The organism is Caulobacter sp. (assembly GCF_035254145.1).
Lineage (GTDB): Bacteria > Pseudomonadota > Alphaproteobacteria > Caulobacterales > Caulobacteraceae > Caulobacter.
In genome coordinates this window covers 1-14,818 of sequence record NZ_DATFAV010000221.1, presented here as the reverse complement: position 1 = coordinate 14,818, position 14,818 = coordinate 1, and the positions used below count along the sequence as shown (strand labels likewise).

Sequence of the window (14,818 nt, the reverse complement as noted above, 5' to 3'; positions counted from 1 at the left end):
TTCTGCCTTCCTGGGCCTTGTGCCCAGGACCCATCGTTCCGCTTTCGCCAAGTTAGATCGGCGAGCTGGGTCGTTCAGCCTCAGCTCACTTCGAGCTCACAGCTCACCGCCGGCATGGGTCCTGGGCACAAGGCCCAGGACGGCGAGCTATTGGCTTCGAAGGCGGTGAATGGCGAACGCGCGCGCTCAATCCAACGCTCGATACTTAAACCCCCGGAACCGCGCCGAACCCTTGCCCGCCGCGTAGATCCCCGGCTTCAGCATCAGGAAGCCGCCGCGGACGTTGTGGTGGTAGCCGCTGACCTCCATGCCCCGGTCGAAGCGACGCCAGGTCTCGCCGCCGTCGCCGCTGGTGTGGAAGGCGACGATGTGGCGGGTGTTGCGCAGCCTCATCAGCATCTTCGAGCCGTGCGGGTTCGCCGGACGCCCGCGCTCGATGCCGTACTGGTGGGTGACGAACGCCTTCGCATCGAAGCCCAGGCCGCAATAGAGCTGGCGGTCGTAGAACAGGATCAGGCCGGCGCGAGTCTCGGGATCGACCTCGATCTCGCACTCGATCTCATAGGCCTGGTCGCCGGTGACGAAGATCAGCGGCGCGCCGCTGGACGGCGCCTCTCCTGCGCCCTTCAGGATCAGGACGCCGCCGGCGCGGCTGATACGCTGCTGCTCGTTGGGGCCAGGATCGAAGAAGTTCCACTGCACGCCGTACTTGTCGGCGGTGAAGTCGTCCGACAGGGCCATGCCGTGCGGGCCGGGCTTGCCGCCCTTTGGCTTCTTGATCGGCTGGCTGAGATCGCCGCCGCCGACCTCGAACCAGCCGTCGGCGGTCCAGGTCACCGGGGCCAGCAGGGTCTGGCGGCCAAGCGTGTAATAGCCGTTCTCGTAGCCATGATAGACGGTCCACCAGTCGCCGGGCGTCGGGCCCTCGACCAGGGTGGCGTGGCCGCGGGACCACCACTTTTCGCTGTTGTCGACGGTGCGGACGATCGGATTGCGCGGATGGTCCTCCCAAGGCCCGGCCAGGGACTTGGCGCGGGCCACGATGACCATGTGACCGGTCGGCGGGCCGGCCGTGCCGCCCACGGCGGTGACCAGGTAGAAGTATTCGCCTTTGCGCATGACCTTGGGGCCTTCGGGCGAGAAGCCCTCGACGTCCCAGGTGTCGGGATAGCGCCACGGATCATAGACGTGCTCGGGCTGGCCGACCGTCGACAGGCCATCGGGCTCCAGCTTGATGCGGTCGCCGCCGGACAGGAACAGCCAGCGCTCGCCCTTCTCGTCGACGACGTGGCCGGGGTCGATGTAGCGGGGCAGCTTCAGGTCGATCGGCTCGGACCACGGACCTTCGATCCTGTCGGCCCAGATCACGTAGCTGGTGTTGTTGTTGGGCTGCTTGGCCGGAATGTAGATGTAGTAGCGGCTCTTGTGCTTGCAGAGCTCGGGGGCCCAGACCGAACCGATGTTGGTCTTCAGGGTGGTGGTGACCGGCGTCCAGTTCACCAGGTCGCGCGAACGCCAGATCAGCAGGCCCGGATAGGCGTCGAACGAGCTGTGGGTCATGTAGTAGTCGTCGCCGTCCTTGAGGATCGACGGGTCGGGATGGTCGCCGGCCAGGATCGGGTTCAGGAACGTCCCGTCGCCCAGGTCGGCCTTGCGCTGGTCTTCGATCCCCTTGGACCAGGTCGGGCCGCTCGTCGCCTTGGACGGCAGAAGGCCCATCTGCGCGGCTTCGCTCGAAGCGGGCAGGGCGGCCAGGCCCGCGCCGGTCAGCAGCGAGCCCAGCGCGCCGCGGCGGTTGATGTCGACCATGGTGTTCCTCCCGAACGCGCACTTGTCTTGTTGAGGGCAAGCTAGCGGTCCGCGCGGTTTTGTCCACCGGTGTCATTTTGCGTGGAGACAAAAGAAAACGCCCGGCAGCCAGGCTCCCGGGCGTCTGCGCGATTCCAAAATCCTCCTCCCCAGCGGGGAGGTGGCCGAAGGCCGGAGGGGGAAGTGGGCAGGGTTTGCGGGACTTCCCCCTCCGTCGTCTCTTCGAGCCGACACCTCCCTTTTGAGGGAGGATTATCAGCCCTCCATCGCCTCCAGTTCCTTGCCACGGGTCTCGTGGATCAGCTTCTGGACCAGGAAGAACGAAACCAGGGCGCAGACGGCGTAGAAGCCGTAGGTCGCCGGCAGGCTCGCCTTCTTCATGATCGGGAAGCTGAACGAGATCGCGAAGTTGGCGATCCACTGGGCGAAGCCGCAGACGGCCAGGGCCGAGCCGCGCATCTGGTTGGGGAACATCTCGCCCAGCATCACCCACATGACCGGCCCCCAGGAGAGGTTGAAGAAGATCACGTAGAGATTGGCGGCGATCAGGGCGATCGGGCCGATCGAGGGATCCAGGTGCAGCGAGCCGTTGACCGTGGTGGCGGTCGAGAAGCACCAGGTCATCACGCCCAGGGTCACGGCCATGCCGGCCGAGCCGACCAGCAGCAGCGGCTTGCGGCCGATCTTGTCGATCACGGCGATCGTGGCCAGGCAGGCCAGGATCGACAGCGAGCCCGACAGGATGTTGATCTTCAGGCTGTCGTCCTCGGTGAAGCCCACCGACTGCCACAGCACCGAGCCGTAGTAGAAGACGATGTTGATGCCGACCAGTTGCTGGAACACGGCCAGGACGAGACCGGCCCACAGGATGATGCGCAGCTTCCGGGTCACCGGATCCAGCAGGTCCGAGAACTTCGGCTGGTGGTCGGCGGCGAGCGAGGCGCGGATCTCGTCGACCTTCTTGGCGCCCTGGCCCTCGCCGAACAGGCGAGAGAGGATGGCCTCGGCCTTGGCCTCCTGGCCCTTGGCGACCAGGTAGCGCGGGCTTTCGGGGATCGCCAGCAGGGCGAAGAAGAAGACGCCGGCGGGGATGACCTGCATCCAGAACATCCAGCGCCAGGCGGGCAGGCCCAGCCAGAACTCGGCGGTCGAGCTGCCGGCGGTGTGGGCCAGGGCGTAGTTGGCCAGGAAGGCGCCGGTCAGGCCGGTGATGATCATGATCTGCTGCACGGACGACAGCCGGCCGCGGATGTTCGCGGGCGTGACTTCCGAGATGTAGACGGGGCACAGCACGCTGGCCGCGCCGACGCCCAGGCCGCCGATCAGGCGGAAGATCACGAAGACCAGCGAGGTGTGGGCCGCGCCGGTGCCCAGGGCGCTGATCACGAACAGCAGCGCCGAGATGATCATGACGGTGCGGCGGCCCCAGACGTCGGCCAGGCGGCCGGCCGCGAAGGCGCCAAAAGCGCAGCCGAGCAGGATGGCGGCCACGTTGAGGCCCTCGCCGGCCTCGGTCAGGTTGAAGGCGGCCTTCAAGCCGGTCTGGGTGCCGTTGATGACGCCGCTGTCGTAGCCGAACATGAAGCCGCCGATCGTGGCGACGGCGACGATCGCCGCGACGAAGGCCATGTTGACCTTCGCGCCGTCGGCGCTCATGCCGGCGCTCGGGCCGGCGTTGGAAACTGAAGCCACAGGTGTCCTCCCCGTTGGGGCCGTCGGGCCCCGTTTAACGCCCTCTGGTCCTTGTCGGACCTTAAGTTGATGGCGACCTTAGTGTTACCGGTATCAGCGCGCAAGCGGAGGTTCTGACGACCATTTGCTCGCGCGCGGGACTCACCTCCGAGCCTATGGTTAGCAGAGCGGCGCGAAGACGCGAGGCCTGCGCGCGACGAGGGCTTTCGCATGGGAGGGTGATATGTTAGCTAATATTAGCTAAGTGAGGTTTGCCGTGACGACCGTCAACATGCACGACGCCAAGACCCAGCTCTCCAAGCTGGTGGAAGCCGTCGAAAAGGGCGAGGTCGACGAGATCATCATCGCCCGTAACGGCCGTCCGGCCGCGCGCCTAGTCCCCATGCGAGCCTCGCGCGGGATCGAGCGTCGGATCGGCATCGCCGCGGGCATGTTCACGGCGCCGCAGGACCCGCAAGCCGATGACGACGAGGTCGCCCGCCTGTTCCTCGGCTCTTCTGAGTGAAGCTGCTTCTGGACACCCACATCGCGCTCTGGTCGCTGACCGACGATCCGCGCCTGTCGAGCGCGGCGCGCGCGCTGATCCTCGATCCCGAGAACGAAATCTGCGTCAGCGCCGCCACCCTATGGGAGATCGCGATCAAGCATGGTCTGGGGCGTAGCGGTCCCAACGCCATGCCGATCGGTGGGGACGAGGCGATGGAGCTGTTCCTCGCGTCGGGCTACGACCTGATACCGATCACGCCGGAGCAGACGGTCCTCGTCGAGCAACTGCCCGCCCTCCATGCCGATCCCTTCGACCGGCTGCTGGTCGTCCAGGGCCTATCGGGCAGCCTTCGTCTCGTCACCCACGACGCCATCGTCGCCTCCTATAGCCCCCACATCATCCGCGTCTGAAGCTCACGCGAACATTGCGGAAAAGACATTTGTCTTGGCTGGAGGAGCCAGGCTAAGGGTCTTGTATGTAATTTTACATATGTACATTTTGTAATGATCGGCGGGCGGCTGGATCTTCGCGCGCCGCCGAGGGGGATCTTCGCTTGCGTCTGAAACTCGCCTTGCTCGCCGCCGTGGCCGCGATGACGTCGCCGGCCCTGGCCACGGCCCAGACCCCGCCGGCCGCTCCGGCGCCCGCCGCGCCCAAGGCTCCGGCCAAAGACGCTCCGACGGCGGTCGAGGGGGTGACGATCACCTCCGACTCGACGGCGATGCGGACCTCGATCGACCGCCGCAGCTACAGCGTCGCCAACGATCTGTCGGCCAAGACCGGCTCGATCGCCGACGCCCTGCGCAACATCCCCTCGGTCGAGGTCGACGTGCAGGGCAATGTCAGCCTGCGTGGGGACGCCAACGTCACGATCATGATCGACGGCAAGCCCAGCAGCCAGTTCACCGGCGAAGGCAAGGGCGACGCCCTGCAGTCGATGCCGGCCGACCAGATCGACCGCGTCGAGGTGATGACCAACCCTTCCGCCGCCTATCGCCCGGACGGCTCGGCCGGGATCATCAACCTGATCACCAAAAAGACCCAGAAGCCGGGGACCAACGGCACGGTCCGCTTCAACGTCGACACTCAGGGTCGCCACAACGGCGGGATCAGCGCCACCCGCCGCTCGGGCAAGCTGACCCTGACCGGCGACGCCAGCTATCGCCACGACACTCAGGAGGCGCGCCAGTTGATCGAGCGCTCGGTGCGCGACGCGGCCAGCGGCGGCTATCGCACCAGCACCCAGGACGCCGCCGTCGAGAACGAAGGCGGCATGACCAACCTGCGTGGCGCGTTCGACTACGACGTCGACAAGAACAACCGGCTCAGCGGCGAGCTGCGCCTGCGCCGCATGGCCTTCGACAGCGACGCACACGAGACCTATGCGGCCCGCGACGCCTCGGGAGCGCCCAGCCGCGCCTATGTCCGTGACGTGTCGGGCGAGCTTCAGCGCGACAACGGCGCGGTCAGCGCCGACTGGCGTCGCCAGCTCAAGGGCGCCGACCACACCCTGACCACGCACCTGGAGTACGAGGTCACCGACTTCACGCGCGACGGCGACACCCTGACCCGCAACACGCCCGGGGCGGCCCTGTACGAACATATCGGCATGGACGTCGACCAGACCCGCGCCAACTTCAAGCTGGACTACAGCAGGCCGCTGCCCAAGGACGTCAAGCTGAAGACCGGCTTCGACTTCGAGCTGGCCGGCAACGACTACAAGAACCGCGGCGCGGCCGGCGCCACGGCGGACGGGCTGGTCGTCGATCCGGCGCGCACCAACCTCTATCGCTACGACCAGGACGTCTATGCGGCCTATGTCACCTACGAGCGGCCGTTCGGCGACTTCACCGTGCAAGGCGGGCTACGCGCCGAAGAGGTCCAGATCGACGTCAACGACGTCACCCACGGGGTGACCGGCAAGAACGACTATTTCCGGCTCTATCGGACCCTGCACATGGGCTACACGCTCAGCCAGAGCCAGACCCTGAGCGCCAACTACAGCCGCCGCGTCGTGCGTCCGAGCGGCCAAGACCTGCACCCATATCGGGTCTATCAGGACCCGTTCAACTACCGCCAGGGCGACCCGAACCTGAAGCCGCAGGTCACCGACTCCTACGAGCTGGGCTGGCAGTTCCGCAAAGGCCAGACCTACTACCTGGCCACGGCCTATTTCCGCGACACCCGCGACAGCGTCACCGACGTGGTCAGCGACCTGGGCGGTGGGGTGTTCCTCACGAAGCGCGCCAACCTGGGCAAGAGCCGCAGCGGCGGGCTGGAGCTGGTCGCCAACGGCCGCCTGACGCCGAAGCTGACCTACAATCTCAGCGGCAACCTGTTCTGGAACGAGATCGACGCGGCCAATCTGGGCTTCACGGGAAATCGCTCCGGCACGGCGCTGTCGGGTCGCGCGAACCTGAACTGGCAGGCCACGCCCAAGGACTTTTTCCAGCTGAACGCCTTCAGCTCGGGCAAGCGCCTGACGCCCCAGGGCTATCGCGAGCCGTTCAAGATGCTGAACCTGGGCTACCGCCGGAAGGTCAACGACAAGCTGTCCTTCGTGGTCACCGCCCAGGACGCGCTGGACAGCTTCGAGGACGTGGTGGTCGTCGACACCCCGGCCCTGCGCGACCGCACGCGCCGCACGGCCAATATCCGCTCGGTGTTCTTCGGCTTCAGCTACGCCTTCGGCGGCGGCAAGTCCCGGCCCGAGCAGTTCGACTTCAGCGCGGGCGGACCGGGGTAGGGCGCCGGGCTCGACAGCCAAGCTGCCGCTTTGACGCCATCTTGATCCCCAATGGTGCGGGCGGATCAAAGCGTGCGCATGACTGAGCAGAACCGAAACCTTTCCGTCCGCCGTTACGGCGATCGCTGGGCCATCGCGGTCGGCGACGAGGTGGTGCTCGTCTCGCCGTCTAAGCGCGCGGCGGAGTCGGTGGTCGCGACGGCCAGGACGGTGTTGGAGGAAAGCGGCATCGAGCCGGAGCGGCGGTCCTTCTCGGAGGATTGACCGCCTCTTCCTTCCTCGCTGAGAGCTGGCTAGCGGCGTCGTCTCTAGGGCTCTGTCCCGAGCAGCCGCTTCTCATACCGCCAGACCTTCAGCGGGAACGGCCCGGCCGAGGTCTCGGTTGGCACGATCTCTTCGCGGGCCAAGGTCCAGCCCGACTTTTCGTAGAAGCGGGCGGCGCGGGCGTTGCCAATGGCGCAGGCCAGCCAGGCCGTCGTGACACCCGCTTCGGCCAGACGCATCTCGGCGTCAGCCATCAGCACGCCGGCCGCGCCCGAGCCTCGGGCCTCGCTGGCCAGATAGAATTGGTTCAGCTCGTCATCCTTGATCAGGTGGAAGCCCAGCGGCGCTCCGAGGGGGCCCAGCACGCGAACCTGGGGCAGGGCGGCGGCCATGCGCTCGGCGAAGCTCTCAGGCGTGCGCAGCGCGATCAGATTCTCGGGAACGATGGCCAGATGTGCGTCCAGCCAGCCCTGACGCCAAAGCCGGGCGAGGGGTTCAAGGTCCTCGGCCTCGGCGGCGCGGGTCGCCAGGTTCAGCCGCCGGAGGGCTTCCTCGACCCCGGCCACGACGTCCGCGTCCTGGTAGAGCGCGCCGGCCTCGCGCCAGAGGTCGGTCGAGGTTTGTCCCAGCGCCTCGCGCGCCAGGGCGGCCAGTCGTAGGGCGTTGGCGAGGTCCAGGGCCGTGGCGTCAGGGTTCGCGCGGTAGAGCGCGATCGCCTCGTCGGCGGCGGCCAGGGCCGGCTCGGCGTGTCCGGCTTCCCGGTCCAGATCGGAGACGTGGCGCAAGGCGTGGGCCAGGGCCAGGACGGCGCCGACCGCGCGAGCCCGCTCGGCGGCCTCGACGTAGAGGTCGCGGGCCTGATCGGGATGGCCGGCCGTCCGGGCCTGACGCGCGGCGACGAAAAGCGGCTCGAAATCCTGCACGCCGAGATCCTCCGACGCCATCTGGCGCGTCGGCGGTTGTAGCAAAAAAGCCCCCGGATCGCTCCGGGGGCTTTCGTCGTCAGTGGTTATGCCGGGGGAGTTTGGACGCCAGGTCCTGGTATTTGACGGCGAACTCCAGCACCCCGCCGGTCTCCAGCTGGCCGGTGTGGGCGCGGTAGATTTCCTGCCAGGGCGTCATGGTGGCGGGAACCGCGGGGATCCCTTCTTTCCGGCGCTCGGCGATCACGGCTTCGTCCACCAGGGCGTCGCAGCGACCGGTGTTGATGTCGATGCGGATCACGTCGCCGGTGCGCAGCCACGACAGGCCGCCGCCGACTGCGCTTTCGGGCGAGGCGTTCAGGATCGAGGGACTGTCGGCGGTGCCCGACTGGCGGCCGTCGCCCAGGGTGGGCAGGCTCATGATCCCCTTCTTCAGCAGGTGATCCGGCGGCTGCATGTTCACGACCTCGGCCGAGCCGGGCCAGCCGATCGGGCCGGCGCCGCGGATGACGAGAATGCAGTGCTCGTCGATGTTCAGCGCCGGGTCGTTGATCCGCTTGTGATAGTCGTCCGAGCCGTCGAACACGACGGCGCGGGCCTCGAAGACGCCTTCCTTGCCGGGTTCCGACAGGTAGCGCTTGCGGAACTCCTCGCCGATCACGCTGGACTTCATGATGGCGAAGTCGAACAGATTGCCCTTCAGGACCAGGAAGCCGGCCTTCTCGGCCAGGGGCTGGTCGTAGGGGAAGATCACCTCGCGGTCGCTGGTCTCGCGGCCCTGCAGGTTCTCGCCCATGGTCTTGCCGGTGACGGTCAGGACGTCGCCGTGCAGGCGGCCTTGCTGCAAGAGCTCCCACAGGACGGCGGGCGCGCCGCCGGCGCGATGGAAGCGCTCGCCCAGATACTTGCCGGCCGGCTGCATGTTGACGATCAGCGGGATGTCGTAGGCCGCCCGCCAGTCGTCGGCGGTGATCTCGACGCCGGCATGGCGGGCCATGGCCACGATGTGCGGCTGGGCGTTGGTCGAGCCGCCGACCGCCGCCACCAGGGCGATGGCGTTCTGGAACGCCTTCTTGGTCAGGATGTCGAGCGGTTTGACGTCCTCATAGGCCAGGTCGACGATCCGCTGGCCGGTCTTGTAGGCCATCTGGCCGCGCTCGCGGTACGGGGCGGGGATGGCCGCGCAGCCGGTCAGCGACAGGCCCAGGGCCTCGGCCACGGCGTTCATGGTCGAGGCCGTGCCCATGGTGTTGCAGTGGCCCGCCGACGGCGCCGACGAGGCGGCGCGGTCGATGAACTCTTCCTCGGTGATCTCGCCGGCGCCTAGCAGGCGGCGCGAGCGCCAGATCACCGTGCCCGAGCCGACCAGCTCGCCTTCGTGCCAGCCGTCCAGCATCGGACCGCCCGACAGCACCATGGCCGGGATGTTGACCGTGGTGGCGGCCATGATCCCGGCGGGGGTGGTCTTGTCGCAGCCGGTGGTCAGGATCACCGCGTCGATCGGATAGCCGTGCAGGGTCTCGACGAGGCCGAGATAGGAGAGGTTCCGGTCCAGCGCCGCCGTCGGGCGACGGCAGTTCTCGAAGATCGGATGGACCGGAAACTCCATGGGGATGCCCCCGGCGTCGCGGATTCCGTCCCGCACGCGGCTCACCAGGTCCAGGTGGATGCGGTTGCACGGCGAGATGTCGCTGCCCGTCTGGGCGATGCCGATGATCGGCTTGCCGCTTCGCAGCTCCTCCGGCGTGATCCCGTAGTTCATGAAGCGCTCCAGATAGAGCGCGGTCATGTCGATATGGTCGGGATTATCGAACCAATCGCGGGACCGGAACCGGCGGGGCGTGCGTTCAGCCAAGGCGAACCTCGTGTTGGGGCTGGCCCGCGACATTGACCCCGACGGCGAACAGGCCTCCGGCCAGCGGATACTGGGCCAGGGTTTCGTCGCTGAGGCCCTTGCGGGCGGTGGTGAAGAAGAGGGTCTTCAGGTCGGGCCCGCCGAAGCAGACCTTGGTGACGTTGGGCGCGGGCAGCTCGATGCGGCCGACGATCTCGCCGGCGGGCGACACGCGGATGACGCCGAAGCCGCCCCACAGGGCGATCCACAGGCAGCCTTCGGAATCGACCACCGTGCCGTCCGGATAGATGTCGTCGCCCAGCTTGACGTGGACGAAGGCGCGCTTGTTCGACAGCGTGCCGTCCTCGGCCAGGTCATAGGCCCAGATGGTCTTTTCCAGGGTGTCGGTGTGGTAGAAGGTCTTGCCGTCCGGCGAGACGCACGGGCCGTTGGTGATGCAGATGTCCTTGTCCATCCGCGCCACGCCCTCGGCGTCCATGCGGTACAGCGAGCCGCTCTTGGCTTCCTCGCCATCATGCATGGTGCCGAACCACAGGCGGCCGTTCGCGTCGACGGTGGCGTCGTTCGGACGATTGTCCAGCGCGGCGTCCTCGACCTCGATCAGCGAGCGGAAGCCCATGGCGGGATGGAAGCGGTGGATGCCGTTCTTCAGGCCCACCACGAAGCCGCCGACGTCGGCGATCGGCGCGAGGAAGGTTACCTGCTCCGGCGCGTCGAAGCTGAGGTGATCGCCCGTCGCCGGGGTGTACCTGTGGATCTTGCGTTGCTTGATGTCGACGAACCACAGGGCGTCGCCATGCCAGATCGGGCCTTCGCCCAGCGTGGCCTTCAGATCCCAGACGCAGGTGACTTCAGCGGTCATATCAGCCTCTTCAGATCCCTCCCCCTCGATGGGGGAGGGTAGGGTGGGGGTGATAGGACATCGGCGGCCGAACCGCCACATCACCCCCGTCCCCAACCCTTCCCCCATCGAGGGGGAAGGGGGCCTCTGTCAACGCCAGCCGGCGTCGATCCAGTATTCGTGACCGGTGCAGAGCGAGGCGTCGTCCGAGGCCAGGAACAGCACCAGCGAGGCGACGTGATCCGGAAGGATGCGACCCTTGAGGCACTGGGCCTTGACGATCTCGGCCTCGCCTTCCGGCGTGTACCACTTCTCCTGGCGCTTGGTCTTGACGTTGCCCGGCACCACACAGGTGACGCGGATGTCGTCGGGGCCAAGCTCGCGGGCGAGCGCCCGGGTCATGCCCTCGATGCCGGCCTTGGCGGTTTCGTAGAGGACGAGGTCCTCCAGCCCCAGGTGCCAGCTGATCGAGCCGAAGTTGATGATGGCCCCGCCGCCGCGCTTCTTCATGCCGCCGGCCACGGCCTGGGCCGCGAACACCATGTGGCGCAGGTTCACGCCGATGCGATTGTCCCAGTAGGCGGGCGTCAGGTCCGAGAGGCTATGGCGGTCGTCGTTGCCGGCGTTGTTGACCAGCACGTCGACGTCGCCGATCTCGGCGAAGGTCGCCTTCAGGGCGTCGATGTCCATCAGGTCGCAGCGCTTGTAGACGGGCGCGATCGCGGCGTCCTTCGACAGCTCGGCGACCAGGGTCGTGGAGTCCGCGTCGACGATGTCGAGGAAGATCACCTCGGCGCCCTGGCGCACGAAGCCGGCGACGAGGCCCGCGCCGATGCCCGAGCCGCCGCCGGTGATGACGACGCGCTTGCCCTTCAGGCTGGGATAGATGGCTGAGGACATGCTGCTTAGGACCACGAGTAGGAGGTTTTGGTCTGGGTGAAGAACTCGACCGCGGCGAAGCCTTGTTCGCGCGCGCCGTACGAGCTGCTCTTCGTGCCGCCGAACGGCACGTGGTAGTCGACGCCGGCCGTGGCCAGGTTGACCATGGTCATGCCGGCCTTGGCGTGGCGCTGGAAGTGGCGGGCGTACTTCAGCGAGGTCGTCGCGATGCCGGCCGACAGGCCGAACTCGACGCCGTTGGCGACCTCCAGGGCCTCTTCGTACGACTTGACGCGGATGGTCGAGGCGACGGGGCCGAAGACCTCCTCGTTGTTGATCCGCATGCCAGCCTGGGTGTCGGCGATCAGGGTCGGCTGCACGTACCAGCCGGGATTGTCCAGCTTCAGGCGATCGCCGCCGGTGACCAGACGGCCGCCTTCGCCGCGCGCGATGTCGATGTACTTGTAGCTGGTCTCCATCTGGTCTTCGGAGACGGCCGGGCCGATCTGGGTGTTGGGGTCGAGCGCATCACCGACGCGGAGCGCGGCGACCTTCTCGGCCAGCAGGGCCACGAACTTGTCGTGGATGCCGTCCTGGACGATCAGGCGCGAGCTGGCGGTGCAGCGCTGGCCGGTGGCGTAGAACGAGCCGTCGAGCGCGATGGCGACGGCGCGCTCCAGGTCGGCGTCGTCCAGGATGATCAGCGGGTTCTTGCCGCCCATCTCCAGCTGCACGCGGGCCTGGCGGGCCACGGCGGCGGCGGCCACCTGGGCGCCCACGCCCTGCGAGCCGGTGAACGAGACGCCGTCGACGTCCTTGTGCTTGATCAGGGCGTCGCCCATCGAGCCGCGGCCGAACAGCATGTTGAAGACGCCGGCCGGAGCGCCGCATTCCTGCATGATGTCGGCCAGCACATTCGCTGTCGCAGGCGTCGGGCCGGCCGGCTTGATCACCACGGTGTTGCCGAAGGCCAGGGCCGGGGCGGCCTTCCAGGCCGGGATGGCGATCGGGAAGTTCCAGGGCGTGACCAGGGCGAAGACGCCGACGGCCTGGCGATAGGTCTGGACCTCGACGCCCGGACGGGTGCTTTCCAGGTTCTGGCCGTGCCGGCGCAGAGCCTCGCCGGCGAAGTACTTGAAGATGCGGCCGGCGCGGACGGTCTCGCCGACGCCCTCGGCGACCGTCTTGCCTTCTTCGCGAGCCAGCAGGCGGCCGATATCGGCGCTGCGGGCGATGATGGTCGAACCGACCTTGTCCAGCAGGTCCGAGCGGACTTCCGGCGAGGCTTCCGACCAGCTTGGGAAAGCTTGCTTGGCCGCGTCGACGGCGGCGTCGACCTCGGCCTGGCCGCCCATCGGGACCTTGGCGACGACGTCGTTGGTGTTGGACGGGTTCAGGCTCTCGGCCGGGGCGTCGGCGGCGACGCGTTCGCCGCCGATATAGTGGCGCAGGGTGTCGGTCATTGCCGAGCTCCTTGGCTAGGATTTTCGAGCGAAGTGGAAGCCGTTTCGCGTGAAGAAAATCCGTTGAAACAATTGGATTAGAGCAGGCCGCGGCCGGCCAGGTTGCGGATCAGGGCCGAGATGCCGAACGTCCACGGCCTGGCCTTGTCGCAGGTGGTGACCTCGTTCTCGAGCACGCCCAGCTTCGGCGTCGAGACCCGCACGCGGTCGCCGACCTTGTGGGTGAAGCCCTGGCCGGGGGTGTCGCGGTCCTGGATCGGGGCGAACATGGTGCCCAGGAATAGGGCGAAGCCGTCCGGATACTGATGCTGCTTGCCAAACGCCTGGCCGGCCAGCACGGCGGGGTCGCGGCTGATCAGGCTCATGTTCGACTTGCCGTCGAGCACGAAGTTGTCGCGGCCGGTGATCTTCAGCTCGACCTCGGCCGAGCGGACGTCGTCCAGGGCGAAGGTCTCGTCGAACAGGCGGAAGAACGGACCGATGGCGCAGCTGGCGTTGTTGTCCTTGGCCTTGCTGAGCAACAGGGCCGAGCGGCCTTCGAAGTCGCGCAGGTTGACGTCGTTGCCCAGCGCCGCGCCGCGGATCTGGCCCGAACCGTCGCACAGCAGCACGACTTCCGGCTCAGGATTGTTCCAGTGGCTGTCGGAACGGACGCCGACATGGTCGCCCCAGCCCATCGAGGACAGGGTCGGGCCCTTGGTGAAGATCTCGGCGTCGGGACCGATGGCGACTTCCAGGTACTGCGACCAGAGGCCATCCTTGATCAGGGTCTGCTTCAGGCGCTCGGCGCCCTCCGAACCAGGGTTCACGCCGCGCAGGTCGCCGCCCATGCTTTCGGACAACTGCTGGCGGATCTTCAGGGCGGCGGCGGCGTCGCCGCGCGCGCGTTCCTCGATCACCCGCTCGAGGGTCGAGACGGCGAAGGTCACGCCGGCGGCCTTCAGGCATTGCAGGTCGACGGGGGCCAAGAGCTTCACCGGCGCGGCGCCGTCGGGGTCTTCCCAGACCGGGCGGATGTCGAGGGCTTCCAGCGGACCCTTGTCCTCGCCGCGCGGGATCGCCGCGCCGGGCGCAAAGGCGTTCATCAGGTCGGCGACGGTCGGCGCGACCTTGGACATGTCCTCGACACGGCCGCCGCGCACCAGCACGGGCGTCGGGCCCTCGCCGAAGTCGATGCGGCCCAAGAGGGTCGCGTCTTGCCAGTCTTCCGGAAGGAATTCGCTCACGCCCACGGCGTCGTCTCCCCTTTGCCGAGCGTCTGCAGGCGCCGAAACCGTCGGCGGCGCTCGTTGGTCGCAAGCTTGGTAGCGCTAACATGTGGCGGCCGCAAGCGCGTTGTCAGACCAATATAAAAACACCCTCTCCCGGAGGGAGAGGGCGGGGCCCGCGCCAAAGGCGTGGGAGGGTGAGGGACTAGGACCTCTCCGTCCGAAGCGTCGCTACGATCATATCGCCTACGCCGCCCGGATCATTGAGCACAGCTCCATTCGGAAAGCGGATCAGAAGGTAACCGCAAGATACGAGAATCGCCGTCCTTTCGAGATCCCGGATTTGAGCCTCCTCATCGTCATGGGCGCCGCCGTCCAACTCGACGATCAGCCGAGCCTCCATGCACACGAAGTCGGCGACGTACCGGTCGATCGGGACTTGCCGGCGGAACTTGAAACCGGAGAGGCGGCGGCCGCGCACGAGCTGCCAAAGAATGGCCTCGGGATGGGTCTGCTCTCGGCGGAGGTGGCGGGCGAGTATGGTGCGGCTCATGCCGACCAGGAACGGTGTTCTTGTTTTGTTTTCAAATTAAGGAATTATGATTTTCCGGAACGGGTGTTTCCCTCACCCTCCCACGCCTTCGGCGCGGG

The 14,818-nt window shown here is 67.3% G+C and carries 13 protein-coding genes; 4 read left to right on the top strand and 9 right to left on the bottom strand.

The genetic code is table 11. The features are described 5' to 3' along the window. Positions 1-186: 186 nt before the first annotated feature. A complete protein-coding gene (locus VJ655_RS13810; protein ID WP_324111994.1) occupies positions 187-1,809 on the bottom strand; it encodes a family 43 glycosylhydrolase in 1,623 nt (540 codons plus the stop codon). A gap of 255 nt (positions 1,810-2,064) precedes the next feature. Next, complete coding sequence (locus VJ655_RS13805; protein ID WP_324111993.1) at positions 2,065-3,501, bottom strand: sugar porter family MFS transporter; 1,437 nt, start codon at positions 3,499-3,501, stop codon at positions 2,065-2,067. A 256-nt stretch (positions 3,502-3,757) separates the two neighbouring features. On the opposite strand from VJ655_RS13805, the gene VJ655_RS13800 reads away from it, so the two are divergent. From VJ655_RS13800 to VJ655_RS13785, 4 genes are all read left to right on the top strand, one after another. Next, a complete protein-coding gene (locus tag VJ655_RS13800) occupies positions 3,758-4,006 on the top strand; it encodes a type II toxin-antitoxin system prevent-host-death family antitoxin (protein ID WP_324111991.1) in 249 nt (82 codons plus the stop codon). Continuing rightward, positions 4,003-4,398, top strand: a complete 396-nt coding sequence (locus VJ655_RS13795; RefSeq protein ID WP_324111989.1) for a type II toxin-antitoxin system VapC family toxin — start codon at positions 4,003-4,005, stop codon at positions 4,396-4,398. Before VJ655_RS13800 ends, VJ655_RS13795 begins: the two co-directional genes overlap by 4 nt. A gap of 143 nt (positions 4,399-4,541) precedes the next feature. Continuing rightward, on the top strand, positions 4,542-6,734 hold the full coding sequence (locus tag VJ655_RS13790; RefSeq protein WP_324111987.1) for an outer membrane beta-barrel family protein: 2,193 nt from the start codon (positions 4,542-4,544) through the stop codon (positions 6,732-6,734). A gap of 78 nt (positions 6,735-6,812) precedes the next feature. Beyond that, positions 6,813-6,998 (top strand): hypothetical protein, encoded by a 186-nt coding sequence (locus tag VJ655_RS13785; protein ID WP_324111985.1) that lies wholly within the window; start codon positions 6,813-6,815, stop codon positions 6,996-6,998. 44 nt (positions 6,999-7,042) lie between these two features. On the opposite strand, the gene VJ655_RS13780 is transcribed toward VJ655_RS13785, so the two are convergent. The 7 genes from VJ655_RS13780 to VJ655_RS13750 form a co-directional block, all read right to left on the bottom strand. Further along, positions 7,043-7,942 (bottom strand): GNAT family N-acetyltransferase, encoded by a 900-nt coding sequence (locus tag VJ655_RS13780; protein WP_324111983.1) that lies wholly within the window; start codon positions 7,940-7,942, stop codon positions 7,043-7,045. A gap of 58 nt (positions 7,943-8,000) precedes the next feature. Beyond that, positions 8,001-9,776 (bottom strand): xylonate dehydratase XylD, encoded by a 1,776-nt coding sequence (gene xylD, locus VJ655_RS13775; RefSeq protein ID WP_324111981.1) that lies wholly within the window; start codon positions 9,774-9,776, stop codon positions 8,001-8,003. Next, positions 9,769-10,638, bottom strand: coding sequence for an SMP-30/gluconolactonase/LRE family protein (locus VJ655_RS13770; RefSeq protein ID WP_324111979.1), 870 nt, complete (start codon positions 10,636-10,638; stop codon positions 9,769-9,771). Before VJ655_RS13770 ends, xylD begins: the two co-directional genes overlap by 8 nt. Before the next feature lie 129 nt (positions 10,639-10,767). Beyond that, entirely contained in the window at positions 10,768-11,517 is a 750-nt protein-coding gene (gene xylB / locus VJ655_RS13765) for a D-xylose 1-dehydrogenase (protein WP_324111977.1), read from the bottom strand. 5 nt (positions 11,518-11,522) lie between these two features. Then, positions 11,523-12,959 (bottom strand): aldehyde dehydrogenase family protein, encoded by a 1,437-nt coding sequence (locus VJ655_RS13760; protein WP_324111975.1) that lies wholly within the window; start codon positions 12,957-12,959, stop codon positions 11,523-11,525. Between the two features lie 77 nt (positions 12,960-13,036). Further along, complete coding sequence (locus VJ655_RS13755) at positions 13,037-14,191, bottom strand: fumarylacetoacetate hydrolase family protein (protein WP_324111973.1); 1,155 nt, start codon at positions 14,189-14,191, stop codon at positions 13,037-13,039. 181 nt (positions 14,192-14,372) lie between these two features. Further along, positions 14,373-14,720 carry an endonuclease domain-containing protein gene (locus VJ655_RS13750; protein WP_324111970.1) on the bottom strand — a complete coding sequence of 116 codons (348 nt, stop codon included), beginning with the start codon at positions 14,718-14,720 and terminating at the stop codon, positions 14,373-14,375. Positions 14,721-14,818: the final 98 nt, after the last annotated feature.